10 protein-coding genes are annotated in these 22,259 nt (G+C 63.7%); 4 read left to right on the top strand and 6 right to left on the bottom strand.

Annotated features, from left to right (window positions below; genetic code table 11):
* Nucleotides 1-1,707 carry a GMC family oxidoreductase gene (locus CO656_RS02080; RefSeq protein ID WP_097524631.1) on the bottom strand — a complete coding sequence of 569 codons (1,707 nt, stop codon included), beginning with the start codon at nt 1,705-1,707 and terminating at the stop codon, nt 1-3.
* Nucleotides 1,708-1,972: 265 nt separating this feature from the next.
* Between CO656_RS02080 and CO656_RS02075 the strand changes: the two genes are divergently transcribed.
* Together CO656_RS02075 and CO656_RS02070 are read left to right on the top strand one after the other, a co-directional pair.
* Nucleotides 1,973-3,151: an aminotransferase class I/II-fold pyridoxal phosphate-dependent enzyme gene (locus tag CO656_RS02075; protein ID WP_037417235.1), complete on the top strand. Its 1,179-nt coding sequence runs from the start codon at nt 1,973-1,975 to the stop codon at nt 3,149-3,151.
* Nucleotides 3,141-3,944, top strand: a complete 804-nt coding sequence (locus CO656_RS02070) for a 4'-phosphopantetheinyl transferase superfamily protein (RefSeq protein ID WP_097524630.1) — start codon at nt 3,141-3,143, stop codon at nt 3,942-3,944. Before CO656_RS02075 ends, CO656_RS02070 begins: the two co-directional genes overlap by 11 nt.
* Here CO656_RS02070 and CO656_RS02065 read toward each other — a convergent pair.
* The 5 genes from CO656_RS02065 to CO656_RS02045 all read right to left on the bottom strand — a co-directional run bounded on the left by CO656_RS02065 (nt 3,865) and on the right by CO656_RS02045 (nt 19,344).
* Nucleotides 3,865-5,439 (bottom strand): hypothetical protein, encoded by a 1,575-nt coding sequence (locus tag CO656_RS02065; RefSeq protein ID WP_097524629.1) that lies wholly within the window; start codon nt 5,437-5,439, stop codon nt 3,865-3,867. The two genes, CO656_RS02070 and CO656_RS02065, sit on opposite strands and share 80 nt — an antisense overlap.
* Nucleotides 5,440-5,462: 23 nt before the next feature.
* Nucleotides 5,463-8,240 (bottom strand): condensation domain-containing protein, encoded by a 2,778-nt coding sequence (locus CO656_RS02060; RefSeq protein WP_097524628.1) that lies wholly within the window; start codon nt 8,238-8,240, stop codon nt 5,463-5,465.
* A complete protein-coding gene (locus CO656_RS02055) occupies nt 8,237-16,276 on the bottom strand; it encodes a hybrid non-ribosomal peptide synthetase/type I polyketide synthase (protein ID WP_097524627.1) in 8,040 nt (2,679 codons plus the stop codon). Before CO656_RS02055 ends, CO656_RS02060 begins: the two co-directional genes overlap by 4 nt.
* Complete coding sequence (locus CO656_RS02050) at nt 16,273-18,219, bottom strand: non-ribosomal peptide synthetase (RefSeq protein ID WP_234819627.1); 1,947 nt, start codon at nt 18,217-18,219, stop codon at nt 16,273-16,275. The genes CO656_RS02055 and CO656_RS02050 overlap by 4 nt, the downstream gene beginning before the upstream one ends.
* 300 nt (nt 18,220-18,519) lie before the next feature.
* On the bottom strand, nt 18,520-19,344 hold the full coding sequence (locus CO656_RS02045; RefSeq protein ID WP_234819626.1) for a glycoside hydrolase family 16 protein: 825 nt from the start codon (nt 19,342-19,344) through the stop codon (nt 18,520-18,522).
* A 170-nt stretch (nt 19,345-19,514) separates the two neighbouring features.
* Here CO656_RS02045 and CO656_RS02040 point away from each other — a divergent pair, with 170 nt between their 5' ends.
* Both CO656_RS02040 and CO656_RS02035 read left to right on the top strand, forming a co-directional pair.
* Entirely contained in the window at nt 19,515-20,963 is a 1,449-nt protein-coding gene (locus CO656_RS02040; RefSeq protein ID WP_050988221.1) for a hypothetical protein, read from the top strand.
* Complete coding sequence (locus tag CO656_RS02035; RefSeq protein ID WP_050988220.1) at nt 20,960-22,234, top strand: polysaccharide pyruvyl transferase family protein; 1,275 nt, start codon at nt 20,960-20,962, stop codon at nt 22,232-22,234. The genes CO656_RS02040 and CO656_RS02035 overlap by 4 nt, the downstream gene beginning before the upstream one ends.
* The last annotated feature ends 25 nt before the right edge of the window (nt 22,235-22,259 follow it).

Here is a 22,259-nt window from a genome sequence, read left to right as displayed (position 1 = left end):
TCACCTCCCGGTTGCGGCGACCTGCCGCCGCAATTCCACGACGGAGCGGCGTTCGTTGCGGGCCTTCAGGTGATCGGCAAGCCGGATCGCCAGTGCAAGGGCCATCAAGGTCGGGTTGGCGTGGCCCGGCGTCGGAAAGACCGAACTGCCGGCGATGAACAGGCCGTCGACGCCATGGACCATGGCATCGGGGTCGACGACGCTGACTGATGGATCGGTGCCCATGCGCGTCGTGCAGGAGGGATGCGCCATGTCGGTGAAAACCGCCTTGCCGTCGTCGTTCTCGGCAATCCAGGCGGCCAAGCGGAGCGCCGGCAGGCCGTTGCGGACGAACTGCGAGGACAGGGCGTGCGCCAGCCGCTTTATGCTCTCGACCTCCGCCTCGCCGATTTTCCAGTTCACGCGCGGCAACGGCGTCCCGAACAGATCCCGCTGCTCCGAGAGAGTTACGCGGCTGTCCGCATCGAGCCTCTGCTCGGCCATCACGTCGAAGCGAAGCTCGTCGGAACGGTGCAGCATTCCGCGCTTTTGGACGAGGCGGCGGAAAGCGCCCTGAGCCAGCAGGCCGGGCGATCGGAGAGCCGTCGCGAGATCGCCGAAAAGCCGCGTGCTGCCGCCCTGCATCAACCGTTTCACCGCTGCCCAGGGATCGCCTGCGGCATGGACCTGCACCGGATAGGCCGCACAGTTCACCAGCCCGTCGCGCCGCTGCACATGAGGACTGAGACGCATGCCGTGGAGATAGAAATGCGGCCGCCCCTGATGTGACAGGCCGTAGAAATTGAAGTGCCCGGCCAGCTTGTCGATATCAGGACCGACGAAGCGCGCGATCGCTGCGCGAGGATGGTCGGCGAGATAGCGACCGACCACGTCTCTGGAATTGCCGACGCCCGATTTCATCACCGCGTTGGAGGCGAGCAGCAAGCGGGCGTTCTCGATGCCGCCTGCGCAAAGCACCACGGTCGCCGCCTGCACGGTCGCGTGGACGCCCTCGACAGCGCGTATATCGAGCGAGATCACCCGTCGGGCGTCTCGGTCGAGATTGATGGCCGTCACCGTGGCGCGCGACAGCACGTCGACATTCGGCGCATCGAGATCCCGCGCCATGCGGCTAAATCGCATCGGCTCACCGCGTCGGTCGCGTTCATGGCTGAACTGCCAGAAAAAGGGCCGAAGGAGATCGGCGTCGAAATCGAAGCCGCGCGGCGGCGTCCGCAGCAGGCGATACAGGCTCTCGTCATAGACATTCGGACCAAGGTTGAGCAGGTCGGCGGCCTTGGCCAGCGCGGGCGACAGGTTCTCGCGCGTCATCGGCCAGCCGGACACCGGCAGCCACGGCCGGCGCTCGAAGTCGATCTCGTCGAAACTCGCGCACTTGCCGATCCAGGTATGCGAACTGCCCCCGAGCGTGCGATTGCGCAACTCGAAGGGAGCCACATCGTTCAACCAGGCGAGCCCGCCGTTATAGCCGCGGCCAAGTGGTTCGGCGCCGGCGCGGGCGATCGGCTCCCCCACATTTTCGACAGCGTTCAGAACTTGATGCTCCTGGCAGAAATCGGGGCCGCCGCTTTCGATCAGCAGGACACGACAGCGGCTCTTGGACAACTCGCGAGCAATCGTGATGCCCACCGGGCCGCCGCCGATGAGAGCGATGTCCGCCCGAAAGTTGGTTCCCGACGGGAAGGTGCGGAGATCGTGGATCGACATGCGCCTCTCCTGCGCGTTGGATTCCGGTGGTACCAGAAGCACTCTCGGGCCGAAATCCGCCAATATGGATAGGAGTTTAAGTGCACTACTGATTTCGGATAGGCGGGGCCTGCACACTTTGAGCAGGCCATGACCGTATGTCCATTTTGAAACGCGGCAAGCACGCGACTAACCTTACACTGCGCCGGTATGCGGCAGCGGTCCCTCTTGCCTGGAACGCCGGTGGTCGGCGACGACGGGACCGGCGCGGATCGGAGAACAAGCGATGGCTCGCGTAGGATTGAGGGAATGGCTGGCACTTGCGCCTGTCTTCGCGTCGGGAAAGCTGGCGCGATTCAGCGGCGACGGCACGGGTCCGCTGACGCGGTTCGAAGCTAACTTTTCGGAGAAATTCGGCGTCAAGCACACGCTAACTGTCAGCAGTGGAACGGGCGCGCTCATCGCCGCGCTCGCGGCCTGCGGCGTGGGCCCCGGCGACGAGGTGCTCGTTCCGGCCTATACCTGGATTGCGACAGCCGCAGCGGCGATCGCCGTGGGCGCGGTTCCGGTCATTGTCGATATCGACGAAACCCTGACGATGGATCCGGCGGACATTCTTCGCAAGCTTACCCCGCAGACCAGGGCGATCGTTCCTGTGCATATGGCGAACATGGTTTGCAACATGAGTGCGATCCTGGCGATCGCGCGAAAGCACGATCTCATCGTAGTCGAGGATGCCTGCCAGGCGGTGGGGCTCACATACAGGGGCGTGCGTGTGGGAACGATCGGTCATGCAGGCGCCTACAGTTTCAATCAGTTCAAGAACATCAACATCGGCGAGGGAGGCGCGATCGTTACAAATGACGACCGTCTCTTCGCTCGCGCACGCATGTATCACGATATCGGAGCGCTGTTCCGCGGCCATCTCGACAATTACAACGAACCATCGATGGTCGGTGTAAATCTCAAGGCCAGTCAGATACAGGGCGCCATGCTCAACGTCCAACTGAAGAAGCTCGATCCGATGATCCGGCGGATGCGGGTGCGTTACGACGCGATGGCGGAGATTCTCGACAGCGCGGGGTTCACGCTGGGCCCGCACAATGACCAGGAAAGCGCGGCCGGGCTGCACCTCCTCTTCGACACTGCCAAGGAAGCAGAAAGCTTTGCCGCAGAGAACAAGCGGGGCGTCTACCGTCTCTTCGATTCCAGCCGGCACGTCTATACCAACTGGCTGCCGATCATCGAGCAACGCACCGCCAATCCCAGAATGAACCCCTATTCATGGGCTGCGCGGAGGATCGAATATGCGCCCGACAGCTGCTCGAGGTCGCTCGACATTCTCAAGCGGACCTGCCGAGTGAGTCTAGGCGAAAACTACCCCTTGGCGCTGATGACCTATCTCGCCAGACGCATGCGGCGCCAGCGCGAGGCATCGAAGGGGGGATTGGCCTATGCGACGTAGTCTCGAGCGCATCGGCCCGAACACCATCGACATATGGCAGTGGAGCATCGCGGCCGAGGCGGCGCAAGCCGAGGCACATCTTCCGCTGCTCAGCGCCGCCGATCGTGCCCGCGCGTCACGGTTCATCCACGCCCGGGACCGACATCGCTTCATCGTCGGCCGTGCGGGGCTGCGTCTGGTGCTCAGCCGCTACCTTCATATTCCGCCAGCACGCATCGGGCTCGCCTACAATGTCTTCGGCAAGCCGCGCATCGCCGCGGCGATGATCCCGGAGTTGCACTTCAATCTAAGCCACAGTGCCGATGTCGCCATGCTCGCCGTGTCGGATCACTATCCCGTCGGCCTCGACATCGAAGAAATCAAACCGCTGAAGGAAGATGTCGCCACCCATTTCTTCTCGCCTCGCGAATGCGCCGAACTGGCCGCCTTGCCGGAGCAAGATTATCTCGCGGCCTTTTATCGCTGCTGGACACGCAAGGAGGCTTTCGTGAAGGCGCACGGCGCGGGCCTCTCCCTGCCGCTCGACACTTTCGACGTGACGATCAGCGCTACCGAGCCGCCACGACTCAAGCGGCTGGACGGCGACGTGGACGCACCATCGAACTGGAGCCTGCTGGAACTGATGGCGCCGGAGAACTTTCACGGCGCCGTGGCGGCCCTGACGATCGGCAATGCCGTGCGCCTGCGCTATCGCAGGGAGGACGTCTTCCGGATCAAGACATTAATCGCGCATCCAGGACGTAGCGATCGCCAGCAGAATCGAAATGGTGGCAGCCGACCAATCCAGGCTTGAAGTCGGGCTCGATCGTGCGCACGCATTTTTCCCTGTAGGTGTCGAGGTCCAGTTGCTCGATTTCCATGATATTCAGCCCGTAGCCATAGATGCCGTGCGCATTGCGCTGCGAGGGGCGGAACACACGATCGTCGCGCGCGAAGATCCGCCCGGCGTTCCGGGCGAAGGTGCTGCCGATCACCACCGGATTGCGCCGGTGCGGAGTGATGCGCGATAGGGCCGGCCCGTCGACTTCGAATATGTGCAACTCGCTGCAGTGATCTTCGAAGGCGTGGTATTCCGACAAGTTGGTGAAGAGCCACCAGCGATCGGCGTGGCGGGTCAGCACGCTGTCGGCGGCCGACATGCCGTTGAGCGCGGTCGAATGAAGCTCCCATTTCAACGGAAACTCCACGCAGCGCCAGATCTCGATCCGCTTCGACTGATGCGTTTCCGGCATCATGAAGATATCTTCGCCATCGCGAAAGACGAAGGGATATGAAAGGTGATAGTGGCAATCGAGAGCAATGCCGATAGGCTGCAAACGGTCGCCGTCGAGCCGTCCCACGGCGATATGCGCCTTGCGGTCGCCATCGGCATAGGCTTCGTAGAACAGGTAGCAGGCGCCCTCGTGTTCGAGCAGGAAAGGATCGGCCCTGATGTTGTCGCGGGTGGGAGGAATTTCGACCGAGCCGCACGGCTCGAAGTTGTCGATCCCGCCGCTTCCGGTGTAAAGCGTCCAGACCGCCGATCCCGATCCCGTCTTCTTCTTGAGCGCCTTGAACGCACGCCCGGCAAGTTGTTTGGTGAGGCCGGCCACGTATTTGGCGAGTTCCCCGGTCGTCGGCGGCGCCGCATCGGGTGGTGAGTGTGACGTCGACGGCAGCTCGGCCGAATCCGCCAGGCGCGACAGTTCGCGCATCAGCAGGGTGGCCGCGCGCTCCTTGACGAAATTGATGTTCCGGAGCGCACTGAACTTGATGTTGAAGGACGAGGCGGCGATGTCGCCCACGCTGGAGCCAGACCGGACATAGAGGGAGAGATCAACGCAAGGCGCATTGCGGGCAACCTCACGATAGCTGAACCATTCGCAGCCCCTCGCCTTCTGGTCCGAAAACGAAAACGCCCATTCGCCGTAGCGCAAGTGCCCGACGGCATCGTCGGGCATTCCGTTCGGAGACATGCGGATGACGAGGTCAAGCCCGAGTTCGGCGATTTGCGCCTGTACGGCACCCGGCGTCGACTGTGCAAGTGGCACGATGCGCTGCTTGCGCGCCTCGAAATTGCAGGGGCTGTACGGCGCCTGCCTTCCCAGCGTCTTCTCCTCGAAGCCATAGGCCAACTTCAGGAGTGCCGAGGGAGCGGTCCGGAATCCCCGGGGCCTGTCGATCAAGATCGCGGTCAGGGCATAGCGGCGGTCCGCTATGATGCGGTCGAAGACCATAAGTTGCCAGTTCTCGAAGTCTACGGCATCCGCGAGGATTCCAATGCGCAGCGGGCGGCTCAGATCGCGCATGGTCGTGCTCTCCACGTCGGTGATCAATTGGTGCTACGGCCGCCGAAGCGATGTGTGGCAATGGCGGCAAGTGCCTTGATACTGTTGCTGTTGAGACTGTCTTCATGCCACCCCTCGAGGTCGAAGACCTCCGTGTCGGGGGCAACGGCCTCGCCCCAGCCGAACAGGAGCTTGCGCGCCCGCGGATGGTTCGCCTCGCTGCGGAAAAGCAGAACCGGATTGCCGTCGGCGTGCGCAGGACGATAGCTGCGAGCCGCGTCGACGAGCAGGTCGGTCACCCTTGCATTGATCTCTTCCTCGTCCGAGTAGGCGCCTGCCTGCAAACCGATGCGTTTCATCAGGCCGAGGCTGAAATTGAACTCCCGGAGGAAGTCGACCAGGCGGATGCGCCCGGCCAACAGCTTGCGGGTGAAATAGCCGAGCCGCTTCAGGCGCCGCTCGCCATTCCAGCGCAGCCGGCGCAGCTTCGGCTGGGAGCGCACGAAGCCGGGGGCCCAGGCGTCTATGACCGCAGTGAAGCGCAAGTCCGCTCCGCGCTCGCGAAGCTGCCGGCCCACTTCCATGGCCAGCACGCCGTTGACGCAGAGCCCCATGATGGCGATCGGCCCCTTGAGAATGTCGGCGCCCATCCTCTCGACGACGCGCCGTGCAATGTCTTCGAACGACATTGACGCAAGTCTTCCGTCGAGATCCGCGCTGAACATGTTGGCGTTGTAGACGGACACAGTGCTGTCGAGCTCGTTGGCGAGCCGATAGTAGAGAAACGGGTGGTTCAGAGTGTAGAGCGAGCACGGGCCCGTGCCCTCTCGGCAGACGCTGACGGACCAGGGATTGTCATCTTTCGCTGCCGCATCCCCGTCGGCAACGCCGAAGATCGCACCGGCGAAACCGCTAAAGGTCGGTTGCTTGAACAGCAGCTCCAGATCCGCTTTCCCGCCGAGCTTGGAGCGGACCGCGGACAACATTCGCAAGGCGAGCAGAGAGTGGCCGCCGAGCGAAAAGAAATTGTCGCCGGGCGCGATTTCTCGGACATCGAGCACATCGGACCAGATGGCTGCGAGCGCCTTCGTCCTTTCGTCAATCGGCATGCTGGTCTTGCCCGCGGCAGGTGTGACCTGCACCGCCGGCGCGGTTTTGACGGGGACAGTCAGCGCATCGCGATCAACCGTGCCATCGAATTTGCGCGGCAGGTTCAGGAGCACACTGACGCCTTGCGGCATCGCCGGGGTCGCCAGCTGCGACCGGAGATAGGTCATGAGCGTCTCGGGCAGTCGGTCGAGCGGCTCGATCATATTGGGGACAGGCGTCACGAAGCCGTAGCTGCCCATGCCGCCATCGGTAGGTACCACCGCCGCTGCAGCAACCGAGGGGTGGCTGGAAAGGACTTGCTCCGCGACCGGGACAGACCGAAGAATTTCCGGCTGTTGGAATATCTCCCGTTCGGGCACGATCAACGAGGACAGCAACGCGGACGGCCGTTCCAGCACGATCTCGTAGATCTGTTGCCAAAGATCGAGCAAGCCCTCGATGGTGCGCCGCTCGAACAGGTCGGCATTGTACTCGATCGACATGCGCCAGCCGCTCGGGCGGCCAATCATCATGAAGCTGAGGTCGTAGATTACACCCGGCGATTGCGACGGCGCACTGATAAGTTCGAGGCCGCCATATCGCTGGTCCTCGAGAAACGCCTTCTGGAGATTGAAGTTGACGGAGATCAGTGGATTGCGCGAAGGATCGCGCATCGGGTTGACCATCTCGACAAGCTTGTTGAACGGCATCCGGTGATGATTGAGTGCTGCCGTGACGATCTCGCTTGCCGAGCGCAGGTGGTCGGCAAAAGTCATGTCACTGGGGAAGTCGAACCGCAACACGATGTTGTTAATGAAAACGCCGATCAGATTCTCCAGATCGGTGTCGTCGCGCCCGGCCACCTGGGACCCGAAGAGGACCTTGTCGGCAGCGGCGTAGCGATGGAGCAGCGCGCTCACCACGGCAGCGCCGAAACTGTAGAGGGAAACGCGATGCTGCCGGGAGGCGGCATCGATGCGCTCGCCGAACTCGACGGGTTTGGCAACCGACAGGATGGAGCCGCGTGTCGTCTTGACAGGTCCCCTCGGATGGTCCGGGACGACCTCGAAATAGGGAGCGCCTTCGAGACGCTCACGCCAGAACGCCTTCTCCGCCTCGAACCCATAGCTTTCCAGATACTCGCTCTGCCAGAGCGAGAAGTCGCCATACTGCAAAGGCAGTTCCGGGAGGGCAGGCGAACGCCCGGCCTCGATCGCCGCCGAAATTTCGCCGACCTCCCGCCCAAGCACGCGGATCGACCAGCCGTCGAAACAACTCTGGTGGGCGGTGATCAGCAGGAAGCCGCGGTCGTTCTCCACCATCAGCAGCGAGACGCGGAAAAGGCAGGGCTGGCTGAGGTCGAACGGCGCGCGCGCCGTCTCCTCGCCGATCGAAAGGATGCGGGCCTCGCGCTGGTCGGCCGGCACGTTCCTGAGATCGATCACCGACATGCGGAAGTCGACCTGATCGACGACCTGTTGGCATGGACGGCCGCCAACTTCGACGAAACGGGTGCGCAGGATCTCGTGACGCTGGATGACGGTGCGGAACGCCGCCTCGATCGCCGACGAGCGGATCGCGCCGCGCACCTCCCAACGCACTGCGACGTTGAGCGCGGGATTTCCGGGTTTCATCTGGTCGAGAATCCAGCAGCGCAGTTGCGTCTGCGAGCAGGGAAATTCGGCGACGACCGTCGGTGCGGTTGTCGGAACTGCCTGGTTCGTTTCCTTCATGCCCGTGTCACCTGTTCGATGCGGCGGCGCGCGCCATTGCGGAAATCCCTCAGCGAGGGAACAGAGGGATGGGGAAGCGTCCCATCCGTCTCATTGCGAGCCTCGGCGAAGGCCGCGAGTTCGGCCACCGAGGGATGCATCATCAGATGCTTCGCCTCGAGTTCGAGGCCGCTGTCCAGCATACGTGCCGCGATGCGGAAGATGACGAGCGAGTCGGCGCCCAGCGCGTAGAGATTGTCCTCCACGCCGATATCGTCGGAATTCAGCACCTCGCGCCAGATGGTGCAGAGTCGCTCCTCCATCGGCGTGCGGGGCGGCACCCGGATCACGGTCGCCGCGCGCTGCGGCAAGCCCCGTTGTTCGAGGGCCTTCCGATCCAGCTTGCCGTTGGCCGTCTGCGGGAGCGTCTCCTCGAATGCCCAGAAGGTCGGAACCATGTGGGCAGGAAGGTTAGCTTCCGCGTGGGCAGAGAGTTGCGCGTTGCTGGGGCGGCTGCCGCCTTCCTCGACCACCAGGTAGCAGACGAGGTGCTTTTCGCCCCGACCGTTATGCGCCGCGACGACGGCGCATTGGCGAATGCCGGGTGCGCGTGCCATGACGGCTTCGATCTCGCCGAGTTCGATGCGGAAGCCACGCAGTTTGATCTGTTGGTCGCGGCGGCCGAGCAATTGCAGGGAGCCATCGACAAGCCGTCTGCCGACGTCACCCGTCCGATAGAAGCGCTGTGGCGTGCCGGTGCCGATGTCGATCTCGACGAAGGCTTTTTCGGTGAGGTCGGGACGATCGAAGTAGCCGTTCGCCAATCCCTCGCCGCCGATGTGGAGCTCACCGGTAACACCGATCGCCGCAATACTGCCGGTCCGGTCAAGAATATGAAGCTGCGTATTGGCAATCGGGTGACCGATCGTGATCGGCCCGTCGGCTGCATCAATCTTCCCGACGGAGGACCAGATCGTCGTTTCCGTCGGTCCGTACATGTTCCAGAGTTCGCCGCCGGTGGCGAGCAAGGTTTCGGCCAGCGCCTTCGGCAACGGTTCGCCGCCACAGAGCATCTTGAGCCCGGGGCGCTTGAGGCCCGCTTCCACGAGCATCTGCCACAGCGTCGGCGTCGCCTGCAGCACGGTGGCATTGCACTGCTCGACGAGGCGCACGAGCGCAAAGCCGTCCCGTACCGCCTGGCGGCCCGCCAGTACGACGCGTCCCCCCGTGATCAGCGGCAGATACAGCTCCAGGCCTGCGATATCGAAGGAGATCGTGGTGACGGCGACGATGGTGTCGCGATCGGTCAGACCCGGTTCCTTCGCCATAGACACCAGGAAGTTGACGAGCGCCCTGTGCGACACTTCCACGCCTTTGGGTGCCCCTGTAGAACCCGACGTGAAGATGACGTAGGCGGCCGATGTTGTGTCGGTGGGCAGCTTTGGTGCACTTCGGACGGCCGCGATGGCGTCGGCGTCCCTGTCCAGTCGAATGGCCTGGAGCTGCGATCCTGCAAGCCCCGCGGATTTTTCGCTATCGCAGATGACGGCCGCCACGCGTGCGATCTCTAGCGTCTGGGCGAGTCGGTTTTCCGGGTGCGCTGGATCGAGCGGCACGTAAGCATGCCCGGATTTCATGATGGCGATCAACGCAACGACCATTTCGAGCGAGCGCTCGACCAGCACCGCAATCCTCAGCCCAGGATCGGGCACCACCTCCTGGATATAGGTGGCGAGTTGGTCGGAACGGCGATCGAGTTCCGCGTAGGTTAGCACTTGCCCGTCGTGCTCGACGGCCGCTGCATCGGGCTGGGCCTTAACCTTTTCCGCAAAAAGCGAGAACACGAAGGCGTCGCGATCATAGTCCGCCGCGCTGTCGTTGAGCGTGTGGACCAGCCAGTTCTTCTCGCTTGCGCGCATCAGCGGAAGCTGGCCGATCGGCCTGGTTATGTCCTCGGCAAGCGCACCGGCGAGGGTTACAAGATGGCCGATCCAGCGTTCGACCGTGCCTCGATCGAAGACCTCGGCATTATAATCGACGTCGATGCGCACGCCCTGCGGGCCCTCGGTCAGGTTGAAGAACATGTCGAAGTTGGAGAAAGCCTTGCCGTTCGAGGCGATCCGCGTCTCGAGGCCTCCGAAGTCCAGATTTTCCGGCACTCTCTCCAGGTTGAATTGAATCTCGGTCAACGGCAGGCGGTGCATGTCGCGCTTGATGCCGAGCTTCCGCACCAGGGTGCCATAGGTGTAGTCCTGATGCTCGAAGGCATTGATCACGAGTTGCTGCGTGGCTTTCAGATGTGCGTCGAACCGCATGCTTGCATCCACCTGCTGGCGCAGTGGCAGCAGGTTGACGCAATGGCCGACGAGCGTCTGGCCGTCGAGCAGGCTCTGGCCGGCCGAGGGTACGGCGACGACGATGTCGTCCTGCCCGGAAAGACGGGAGATCACCACCTGAAGCGCTGCAAGCAGTGTGGAGAACAACGTCGCACCAGCCTTGGCACCGGCTTTCTTCAGAGCCTTGTAGTCATCGGCTTCAATCTGCCCGTGCACGGTCCCGCCGGCAAAATTCCGGCGCTCCGGGCGGGGGTGGTCGAGCGGCAGGTCCGGCAGGTCCGGGACCTCCGCGAATTGATCGAGCCAGAAGCGCTCGGTCGCGTTCGACATTTCCGCCTTTGGCGCAAGATCCGTGGCATAGGTCGCGAAGGACAGGGCCGCGGGCAGGTCTGGCGTCGCGCCATCGACCAGGGTGGAATAGGCCTTCGCCAGTTCCTCGACGAGAACATTGACGGACCAGCCGTCGCACACGATGTGGTGGGCGGTGAACACCAGCCGGTGGCTCTGGGGTTCCATGTGCAGGATGCATGCCCGGGCGAGCGGGCCTTCTGCCAGATCGAAGGGCGTGTGCGCATCGTCTTCAAGAAACCGGGCGAACAGCGCTTCACGATCGGCATCCCCGACGAGATCGACGTGACCGATATCGAGATCGAAGTCGGGAATGAACTCGAAATGATCTCCCGCTCTGCCGAACCGGATCTGCAGGGCGTCGTGCCGCGCGATGACGGTCTTGAGGGCCTGGCGAAGCTTCTCTTCGTCAAGCTGCCCGTCGATCGTCATCGTGAAGGATTCGTTGAACGCGCATGACGCACCGTCCCCGGCTTGCGCCGCCAGCCAGATCTCCTTCTGCGCCTCCGTCAAAGGAGCCGCCGAAGGACGGGCCGCCCGCGGGGTCGACGTCTGCGGTGGGGAGGCAAACTCCGCAGGCGGCGTACCGAGAATGCCGACCGCCTGAAATGCATCAAGGCTTTCACGGAACGCGGCAGCGATCGCCTGGAAATCCGCTTCGCTATGGGCCGTCGTGAGGAAGCAGGGGTAGCCGTCCTGGATGTGGATGCCGAGCATGCGCATCTTCGCATAGAGCAGCGTGCCCAACGGATCGTCCCTGCCGAAATCGGTGACGAACCAACTCTTGTAGCTTTGGACGACATTGGGAATGCCGCGCCGCGCGAGATCGGCGTTGACCTCAGCCACCAGCGCCTCAGTGCGTTCGGCCACCCGTCCATACAGAGCGGCGCCGTCGCCCTTAATATGCTGCAGCACGGCACGGGCCGCAGCGAGAACCACCGGATGGCGAACGAACGTGCCCGCGCAGAAGGTCGGCGCGGTCATCGGCACGGAATCGTCGCCATAGCTCCAGTGGCCGCCGTCGAGCGCATCCATGAACCGGCTGTCGCCGACCAGCAGGCCGATCGGCATGCCGCCGCCGACGACCTTGCCGTAGGTCGCCATGTCGCCCTTGATTCCCCAGATCGCCTGCATGCCGCCCGGATCGACCCGGAAACCGGTGACGACCTCGTCGAAGACGAGCGCGAATTCGGACGCCGTTGCGATCTCGCGCAAAGACCGCACGAACGCCTGCGGACGCAGCTCCGGATGCCGGCTCTGCACGGGTTCGATGATGACCGCGGCAATCTCTCCGGCATTGGCGCGGATCCAGTCGAGACTCTCGGCGTCGCCGTAGCGAAGCACGGTCATGTTGGTGACGGAGGCCGCCGGAATCCCCGCCGCGACCGGCAGCGCGACCGGTGTGCCTCCACGGTTCCTTCCCTTCACCAGAACCTCGTCGAACTGGCCGTGATAATCGTTGCCGAAGACGACGATCCTGTCTCGGCCGGTCACTGTGCGGGCGACGCGCATCGCGGCCATCACCGCTTCCGATCCGGTGTTGCAGAAGGTCACGCGCTCATGTCCGGTCATCGCCGCAACCAGCTCGGCGACTTCGCCGGCAAGCGGCGTCTGCGGACCGATGGCGAAGCCCGCATCCACCTGGGACTTTATCGCCTCGGTCACGAAATCGGGCGCATGGCCGAAGGCGGTCTGCCCCATGCCGTTGACCAGGTCGATGTATTCGTTGCCGTCGATGTCCCAGATACGGGAGCCCTTCGACCGATCGGACACGACCGGGAAGACGATCTCTTTCCAGTCCTGCCGAAAGCCGGCGGCCGTGCGCGGATCGGCAAGCCACCGCCTGTTGCGGTCCGTGAAGCTCTTGGATTTCGGATTGCGCGCCTCGTAGGCAGTGATCAGCTCGGCTACGAAGGCGTGTTTCTCGGGTGTCATCTCGGAAGCCGCGTTCTTGGCGCCGGGGCTGTAGAGCTTGATCCGCTGCGCGCCGACATCGCCATCGCCCACGGCCCGTGCCGCTTCCGCCGTCACCGGCATAGGCATGGGCTGTACCGTCGTCGCAACGGGCGCTGCCGCGGACAGCGCGCGCTCCGCGGTACCCGCCTGCAAGACCTGGAGCTGCTGCGAGAGAATCGACTGCACCATCAGAAGTTGAGACTGCAAGATCCCTTCAAGACCGCTGGCGCTCGCGGGCGGCGCGCTCGCCGTCGGTGCGCTGAAGGCGGCGGTCGGAGCGGGCGCCGATGGCGCCGGCGGCACGGCGACCCGAGCCGCACTGGCGGGTTCCGCGGCCACCGCTTCGGCCGAGTTTGCCGGTTCCGGCGGCAGTTGCTGGTCAAGGTGGCGCGCCAGATCCCGGACGGTCGGGATATTGCTCAGCAATTCGCGGAAGGAGAGCTTGATCTTGTAATCCTTTTCGATCCGCTGCGCGAACTGTCCGATGAACAGGGAATCGAAACCCAGCTCCAGGAAGGTCGCCGTCGAGTCCCCTGCCCCGAGTGCCTCGCCGGACATATCGGCCAAGACGTTCAACAACGAGGCCTCAAGCTTGGGAGCGCGGCTGGCCACGGGTATTGGTTTGACGACTTCCATGGTGGGACTTCCCTCGATCGATGGGGCTGACGCAATGGATGCAGGTCTCTCGGCAGTCAGTGCCGGTGCCGCCGAGGCGTGGTCGCCGGCGCGCCGGACCGATTGCGGCGCATCGATCCAGTGCCGCTGACGCTGGAATGGATAGGTCGGCAGGAGCAGCTTTGACGGCTGCGGCCCGGGTTTCTCCGGCCAGTCGAGATCGCAACCCGCCGTCCAGAGCTTGCCATGCGCCTCTGCAAGCGTCTCGCTCGCGGCATGGGCGCGATCGTGTTCCGGCAGCGACTGAACGATAGCATGGGTGGCATCACGGCTCAGTGTCTGAGCGGCAAAGACCGAGAGCGTGCGCCCTGGGCCGACCTCGAGCAGCACCGGCTTCTGCTCCCGGCTGAGAGTTTCGAGCCCCTGCGAAAATCGCACCGCCGCCCGGCAATGACGCGCCCAGTAGTCCGGCGACATGCCCTGCTCGACCGTTTGCCAGCTGCCGCTGACACAGGAGACATACGGCAGGTTCGCCGTTCCGTAGGTGACCCTGGCGGTTTCCTCGCGCAGCGCGTCGGTCACTCCGTCCATCATCGCGGAATGGAAGGCGTGCGAGGTATGCAACCGGCTGAAGGCGATCCCGGATGCTTCGAGGGCCGCACAGGTCGCATCGACGCCGGCGAACGTTCCGGAAACGACGCAGAGCTTGGGCGCGTTGATCGCCGCGATCTCCACATCCTCGCGTAGGTGCATCGTCACGGTCTCGACATCCGCGCGCACGGAGACCATCGCGCCCTGCGGCTGCGCCTGCATGAGGCGGCCGCGGGCGGCCACCAGACGGAGGCCATCCTCGAAGGAGATGACATCGGCGAGCGTCGCGGCAACGAACTCGCCGACGCTATGGCCGATCATCGCGCTCGGCTTGAGCCCTCTGCTCATCCACAACCGCGCCAGCGCGTACTCGACCAGATACAGGCAGGGTTGGGCAATCCGCGTCTCGCGCTGCTCGTCCGCCATCGCCTGCGAGACTGCGCCGGCGTGACAGATAAAATCGCGAAGGTCGGTCTTGAGGGACGCACGCAGGATTTCAGTGCCGCGATCGATCCAGCGCGTGAATTCCGGCTCGCAATTGTAAAGCACGGCACCCATTCCGACATATTGCGAGCCCTGGCCCGGAAACATGAAGACGACGGGCGGGCGATCGGAGGCGACTGCGCTCGCTACGCGTTCGGACCCTAGGCGCTCTACCGCGTCGCTGACGCTGTTGGCAACGATCGCGGAGCGATGCGCGAAGGCCCGTCGGCCGGTCTGGAGCGTATGGGCGACGGCCGCCAATGTACCATCGGGCATCTTTGCAAGATGGTCTCGCAGGTTGAGGCGCATCGCCGCCAGCGCCGCTTCATTGCGCGCCGACAGGGGGAGAATGAATGGGCCGCGGGGGGGATCGCCCGCCGCCTCCCCGCGGACCGGTGCCTCCTCGACGACGACATGGACATTGGTCCCGCCGACCCCGAAGGAGCTCACGCCCGCCCGTCTCGGACCCTCCCCCTCTGGCCAGTCGGTCATTTCCGTGGGGATGTAGAACTGGCTCCCGTCGAGGTCGATGCGCGGATTGGGGCGCGTGAAGTTGGGTAAACCGGGGATCTTTGCGTGCTGGAGTGCCAACGCCGCCTTGATGAGGCTCGTGACGCCGGCCGCCGCATCAAGATGGCCGACCGTACCCTTCACCGACCCGAGTGCGCATGATCCCCGCCGCTCGTTCGTTTCGGCAAAGGCGGCGCGCAAGCCTCCGAATTCGATGGGATCGCCGAGTGGCGTCGCCGTGCCGTGGCATTCGACATAGCCGATGGTCGCAGGATCGACGTCGGCGCCCGCCAGCGCTGCAGCAATGGCCCCGGCCTGGCCAGCGACGCTCGGCGCTGTGAACCCGACCTTCTCCGACCCGTCGTTGTTGACGCCATAGCCGCGGATCACCGCGAAGATGTGGTCGCCGTCACGAAGCGCATCCTCCACCCGCTTCAGGAGGACGACGGCCGCGCCGCTGGCAAAGACCGTTCCGGCGGCTCGTTCGTCGAAGGGTCGGCAAACCCCATCGGGCGAAACCATGCCGCCCTCCTGGTAGAAATAACCGCGCCGCTGCGGCACGGTGATCGACACGCCACCGGCGAGCGCCATGTCGCAACTATAGGTCAGCAGGTTCTGGCAGGCCTGCGATACCGCCAGCAGCGACGTCGAGCAGGCCGACTGAATGGTGATGGCGGGTCCGCGCAGATCAAACTTGTAGGCAATCCGGGTCGCCAGTGCATCCGTCAAGGAGCCGACGATCTGCTGGAAGCAACCGATCTGGTAGTTGGACGTGAACTCCTCCGCCTTCGCCCGCTCTCCAAGTACGTTGTTGATGAGATAGGTCGGCATTGAAGCGCCGGCGAAAACGCCGACAAGTCCGGGATATTTCTGTGGGTCGTAGCCGGCGCGTTCCAGCGCTTCCCAGCAGATCTCCAGAAAGACCCGATGCTGCGGGTCGGTGACTGCGGCCTCCCGCGGAAACATGCCGAAAAACTCGGCGTCGAACAGTTCGATGTCGGGCAGGTGCGGCCGGGCGGGCACGTAGTTGGCGCTGCCGCGCTCCTCGTCGGTGAAAGCGTCTTCGAGCTCATCCGGTTTCAGCTTGGAAAAGGCATCCCGCCCTTCGCAGATCATCTGCCACAGGGCTTCCACCGAAGGAGCTCCGGGAAAGCGGCCGGACATGCCGATGATGGCGATGCCGGAAAGATTGCTGTCTGCTTCGCCAATCGCCGTCATGGAGCACTCCTGCGGAATTGAGACATGGTCTTGCGCTGCAGCGCGGCTCGCTCCGCCGCCGACATTGCCCGTGCACCGGCAATGGCTCTGCCATCGAGAAAGCCCGCCAGTTCCCTGATCGTCGGATGCTCGAAGAGCGCCACGACGTCGACCGGCCGGCCGAGATTGCTTTCGAGTGCTGCATGGATGCGCATCAGTTGAAGCGACGTCCCTCCGAGGTCGAAGAAATTCCGATCGAGTTCCACCGCCTGGATACCGAGGACAGCCTGCCAGAGGCCGAGCAGGACCGCCTCGGTCTGGCTCGTGATCGGTGCCGTTGCCGTTGGCGCCGCATTGACAGGCAGGGGCAGCTTGGATCGGTCCACTTTCCCCGATTGATGCAGCGGAAGCTGGCGGAGCACAGTGACGACGCTCGGGATCATGTAGGCCGGCAAGGCGTTGCGCAGCCGCTCCATAACACCCCGTATCAACTCGGCGTCATCTGCGGTGGCGCTGGCCTGTGGGCAGATATAGCCGAGGATTCGCTTGTTCTGCGGACCGAGCGTCTGGCAGATGACGACGCCGTCTGAGAGGCGCGGGTCGCGCCGGAGCGCGGCCTCGATCTCGTCGAGCTCGATGCGCTTGCCGTTGAGCTTGATCTGTCGATCAACTCTGCCCTTGAACCGGGCCGACCCGTTTTCATCCAGGACGGCCAGGTCGCCGGTCAGATAACCTCGAAGGGGCGCCTCCGGCGTTTCGATCGTGACAAACCGCTCCGCCGTCAGTTCGGGCCGCTTGAAATAGCCGATGGCCACGCCGTCACCCGTCAGGACCAGTTCGCCCTCGACGCCGGCCGGAACCGGACGACGCTCTTCGTCAACGATCAGAATGCCGGTATGCTCCACCGCCTGACCGATCGGCACGTCGCTACCGTCGAAGCCTGCCGGTATGTCGTAGGCGGTGGCGAGAACGGTGATCTCGGTCGGCCCGTAAGCGTTGGTTACCCGGCAAACGGGAAAAGTCTTCTGAAAGCGCCGCACATGTTCGACAGAGGCGACTTCGCCGCCGAAAAACATGTGGCGCAACGACGGCAGGGCCGAACCGGGGTAGTCGGCGAGCAGGTTGAAGAGCCCCGTTGTCAGCAGCGCGACCGTGACGCCATTGCCGCCCACGACATCGCGCAGGCGGGCGACCGAAAAATTGCCGTCCGGCAAGATCGCCAGCTTGCAACCGTTTGTCAGGGCGCACCAGACCTCGAAGGTGGAGGCGTCGAATGCGATCGTCGCGGCGTGCAGCATGACGTCGTTGCTTGTGAGCTTGAGGTAGTTCTGGTCCAGCGACAGCCGCGCAATGCCGCGATGGGCGATGGCAACGCCTTTCGGTCGGCCGGTAGAGCCAGAAGTGAACATCACATAGGCCAGATCGCCGCCACCGACTGCGATGTCAGGCCGGATCTCGTCTGCGCCGCCAGTGAGTTTCTGGAGCAGCGCGAACAGATCGACGTTCGATCCCTTTGCGTTCGGGACCGAACGGATCGTCCGCGCCGTCTCGGGGTCGACGAAGACGACCTTCGGCTCGCATTCGCCGATGACATAGTCGAGGTGCTCAATGGGAAAAGTCGTGTCCAGCGGCAGGTAAGCGGCCCCGGCCTTCAGGATCGCCAGCATGGCCACAATTGCTTCCGGCGACCGCGGCACGAACAAGCAGACGATGTCGCCTTTCTGGACCCCTTCCCGGATGAGATAGGCCGCTAGGCGGTCCGAAACTCGTTCAAGCTCGTCATAGGTGATCGTGCGCCCCTCACAAACTAGTGCTACCGACTTCGGACTGGCTGCAGCGTGCTGTGCAACGATCGAGGGAATGGAGCGATCCCGGTCATAATGTATGATGACATCCGAGCGCGGCTCCGCCGATCGGGCGACGCCGGATTTCTCCTCCGTCGCGGAAACACGGAAGTCCATCATTGCCGATCTCCTGTCCCTTTCCCGTCCCCACAGAGCGCCGAATGCGGTCGTCCGACGCGACTGGCAACGGCGACACAACTTTCAAGCCGTGCCGCCGGTCGTCAGAATTTCATGGTGAGGAAAAATAAACAGTTGATCATTGGGATAGCTTCAGCTTTGCCCGCTGCCAAAAGGGTTAGACTGCTTAGTCCTTCGGCGGAAGCTCTCACGGGACGGCCGCGGTCGCACCTAGAAAGTCGAACAAGCTCCGAGCGCGTGAAATGCGCACGCGCTCCGTGGAGGTGAAATTATCTCGAGATATCAACGGAAACGGTAGGCGCGGACGTAGTCCACATACATGTGGGAAGGGTCGGGTGCATCGTCTGCGGTCGACTCGACGAGGGCGAGGTTGAGCAAGATGAACATCGGCTGGCGATGCTCGGGACGCGTGCTTGCCTTCCAGACCAGGCGACGGTCGAAGTACATTCGGATGAACTCGGCGTCGACCTTGACGCCATAAGTATGGAATTCTCCCGGATCGCCGGCAGCAAAAGCATCGATGCGCTTGAACTGGGAATCGTGACGCCCATCGCGATGCCACACATGCACGACGGAGGAGTAGCCGTCCGGCTTGTCCCCGTAGAACTCCAGCACGTCGATCTCGGCCGTCGCCTTGGACCGGTCCTTGCCGATCAGCCAGAAAGCTGGCCAGACTCCGGCGCCGGTCGGCAGCCGCGCCCGCATCTCGAAATATCCGTATTGCTGAGCAAAGCCTTTGCCCTTGGGGTCGACCGAGGCAAGCAGGCCGGAAGTCCATTTGCCCTCGTCGTCGCGCCTGGCCTCGATGCGCAGGATGCCGTCCTCGGTGGTGAACGGATATCCGGCTTCAGGATTGGCAAAGCGCGCACCGCCGAAATCGCCCGACCAGGGCGTATGCGCGATCCAGCGCGTGTCGGGCCCCCAGGCGGATACGCTGAGGGTGTCGAAACTCTCGTCGAAAGACGTCTCCATCCTGTCGAGTGAGAGCTCGTCGCCGGTATCGCTGCCAGCAACGCCTTCTGCCGGCACCGGGCCGGGGAAGGTCGATGCCAGCGCGCATGCCAGAAGCCCCGAAGCGAGCCTCCTGATCAGGAACCGGCGGTTCAATCCAAACCCGAGATCGCGAGGGTGCGAGAACATCGGAACAAACTAGCGCAAGCCCGTCGCGGCCATCCACTACCAAATCGGGTCGAGCGGCTATACGAAAGGCGTAACCGCGGGCGTAAATACGCGCGTAACAGCCTTTGCTACGATCCTGGCACAACCGGATCTTGGCAATGAACTTTGAACTGATCGGCGTCATCACGGTGATTGTAGGACTGGGCGTCTTGTTCGCACCGGTCCATTGGGCCTTTACGTTCATGGTCATATCGACGGCACTCGGTTCCGCGGCTGCGTTCAACCTGCCTGCCCTTGGCGGCGCGTCCGTGCTTGTGCCCAACGTCTTTCTGCTCTTCTTTTGCGCCAGGATCTTCATGGCCTATGGCGAAGGGCCGGTGCTTGCGGCCTACGCCCCACCAAAGGCGGGGTTCTGGCTCTTGGTGCTGACGATGTTCGGGCTGATGACCGCGATCCTCCTGCCGCGCCTGTTCCAGGGTACGATCGATGTACTGACCGTCGAGCGTTCGGTCGGCGCGCGCAGCATCGTCGCCCACGTGCCCCTTCGCTTTTCGTCCAGCAACATAACGCAAGCAATCTACGCGCTCGGCGGTGCTGTCTGTTTTGGCCTTTGCTACGCGTATATCCGCCGGACCGCTGCGTCCGCGCATCTGGTCAACGTTCTCTTGATCGTTGCCGCCGTCAATCTCGGCTTTGCCGTCGCCGACGTCCTGACCTATTTCACCGGCACGGAGCAACTCCTGGAGTTCGTCCGGACGGCCAACTACGCGCTGTTGACGGCCTCCGAGAAGGGTGGCTTCAAGCGGATTTCCGGCGCCTTTCCCGAGGCGTCGGCCTTCGCCGACTACACACTGGTTCTCTTCGCGGCCATTGCCAGCCTCTGGCTCGACCGTATCCGCTCGCGCGTGACCGGACCGATGGCGGCGGCGTTGCTTGTCGCATTGGTGCTGTCCACGTCCGCGACGGCCCTCGTGGGCCTCGCCGTCGTCGTCCCGTTTCTCTGGTCGCGCTCGGTCGCATCCGCGCTCGGTTCCCGGCGAGCGGGGCGCACCGGCTTCCTCCTCGCCGTGGCCGCCTTGATGCCCCTCGCCCTTATGATGACCATAACCCTCTTCCCGGCCACCGCCGAGTCCATCAATCAGTTCCTCGACGAGATCCTGCTGTCCAAGGCAGACAGTCAGTCTGGTCGGGAGCGCATGGCCTGGAACGCCGCCGCCTACCAGACATTTCTGGACACTTCCGGGCTCGGCGCCGGGCTTGGAAGCGCTCGCGCATCGAGCTATCTGCTCGTGCTCCTCTCGAACGTCGGGGTCCCGGGGACGGCGGCATTCTGCCTCTTTGTCGCCGCCACTCTCCGGTCCAGAATGCCGAAGGCGCCGAGCGGCGACGGGGAAACGGCGTCGGTGGTGCGTGCGGCAAAGGCCGGGTTGGTCGCAGGGCTGACGACATCGCTCATTTCAGGCACGGTTTACGATCTCGGCCTGACATTCTACATCCTTGCCGGCAGCATCTCGGCCCTCACCTATCCTCGCGTCACGATGACGCAGCCCGCTCGGGCGCACCTAGCCGGCGCGTCGGGACGGCGACATTCGGGAAGCCTGTCATGAAGGTCCTCGTCTTCAACGTCAAATACAGTGCGAACCTCGGAGACGGCCTGTTGGCACAATGCCTCGAGGGCGAACTGATGCGCGGATCCGATGAACTCACCGTCGAGACGATAGACCTCGCAGGGCGGAGCGCTTTTGGAGAGAGCAACAATGCCAGGCGGCGTCTGTTCCTTCGGGCTCTCCAGACGCTTCCCTCCTTTCTCCGGCGCACCGCGGTTTCGCGCGGGCTTGCCGGAAAGCTCGGCAACTTGCGCGATCGTTGGCAGGCGTTGATAGACGACGCCGACGCCGTGGTGATCGGCGGCGGCAATCTCTTTCAGGACGATGACCTGAACTTTCCCCTGAAGGTCGCAACCGTTCTCGATTGCGTGCGGCGCAGCGCAAAGCCGCTCGCGATCTATGCGGTCGGGGTCGGACGCCAATGGTCGCCGCGCGCCGACGAGCTGTTTCGCAGGCTTGAACTGGCGCGTGTGGTTCATGTCTCCGTTCGCGACCGCATCGCGGCCAGGAACTGGGCGCAACATTTTCCCGCCGGCCCGCACGCCGAGATCGTCCCCGATCCCGGCCTCCTGGCCATCGATCTTCTGGCAAGACACTACGGACGTGAACCGGCGCGGACCATGACCATTGGCGTCTGTGTGACCGACCCGCTCATCCTCCACAGGCACGCGACACAGGGCCGGTCGACCATACCTTTCCGCGGTCCGGGTGAATATCAGGAACTCATCAAGCTGCTGCTCGATGACGGCTACAATGTCCGCCTCTTCAGCAATGGCGCCGAGGAAGACCAGGCGTTTGCAAGGCGACTCCTCGGCGCGCCGGACCTCGCCCGCTGTGTCGCCCAAGACAGGCTCAGCCTGGCGCCGCGTCCGACCCGACCCGAGGAGCTCGTCGATACGATTGCCGCGATGCAGGTGATTATGGCGCATCGACTTCACGCATGCATTGCCGCCTATTCGCTGGGCGTGCCGCAGATCGGGCTCGCATGGGACGAAAAGGTCGAGGGCTTCTTCAGCTTTACAGGGCAACCGGACCGCTTCGCTGCCGGTGACATGCCGGTCCGGCAGATGGCAGTCGCCTTGGCGGAAGCTGCACGCCAGGGGATCGATCCGACGGCGCGGGATGAGATCGTCTCGCGAGCGCGATCTGGCGTGCGCGGGCTCGAAACTGCCCTGCTAGGCGCGCAGCCGGTCAAGACTGCTGGTGGAAGCAGCATCCAGCGCCACGACCGACGCGCCGCACTCACCGCTTCCGCATCAGTGAGACCGTGAGCCTTTCATCCCGGATCTGAATCCA

The sequence above is a fragment of the Sinorhizobium sp. FG01 genome (assembly GCF_002531875.1).
GTDB lineage: Bacteria > Pseudomonadota > Alphaproteobacteria > Rhizobiales > Rhizobiaceae > Sinorhizobium > Sinorhizobium fredii_C.
The sequence above is the reverse complement of the archived record's forward strand: the minus strand, read 5'-3'. Positions and strand labels throughout refer to the sequence as shown.

Bases quoted from the DNA above. Each gene is read 5' to 3' on its own strand.
- CO656_RS02080 (WP_097524631.1), bottom strand. From the start codon at position 1,707: ATGTCGATCCACGATCTCCGCACCTTCCCGTCGGGAACCAACTTTCGG.
- CO656_RS02075 (WP_037417235.1), top strand. From the start codon at position 1,973: ATGGCTCGCGTAGGATTGAGGGAATGGCTGGCACTTGCGCCTGTCTTC.
- CO656_RS02070 (WP_097524630.1), top strand. From the start codon at position 3,141: ATGCGACGTAGTCTCGAGCGCATCGGCCCGAACACCATCGACATATGG.
- CO656_RS02065 (WP_097524629.1), bottom strand. From the start codon at position 5,439: ATGCGCGATCTGAGCCGCCCGCTGCGCATTGGAATCCTCGCGGATGCC.
- CO656_RS02060 (WP_097524628.1), bottom strand. From the start codon at position 8,240: ATGAAGGAAACGAACCAGGCAGTTCCGACAACCGCACCGACGGTCGTC.
- CO656_RS02055 (WP_097524627.1), bottom strand. From the start codon at position 16,276: ATGACGGCGATTGGCGAAGCAGACAGCAATCTTTCCGGCATCGCCATC.
- CO656_RS02050 (WP_234819627.1), bottom strand. From the start codon at position 18,219: ATGATGGACTTCCGTGTTTCCGCGACGGAGGAGAAATCCGGCGTCGCC.
- CO656_RS02040 (WP_050988221.1), top strand. From the start codon at position 19,515: ATGAACTTTGAACTGATCGGCGTCATCACGGTGATTGTAGGACTGGGC.
- CO656_RS02035 (WP_050988220.1), top strand. From the start codon at position 20,960: ATGAAGGTCCTCGTCTTCAACGTCAAATACAGTGCGAACCTCGGAGAC.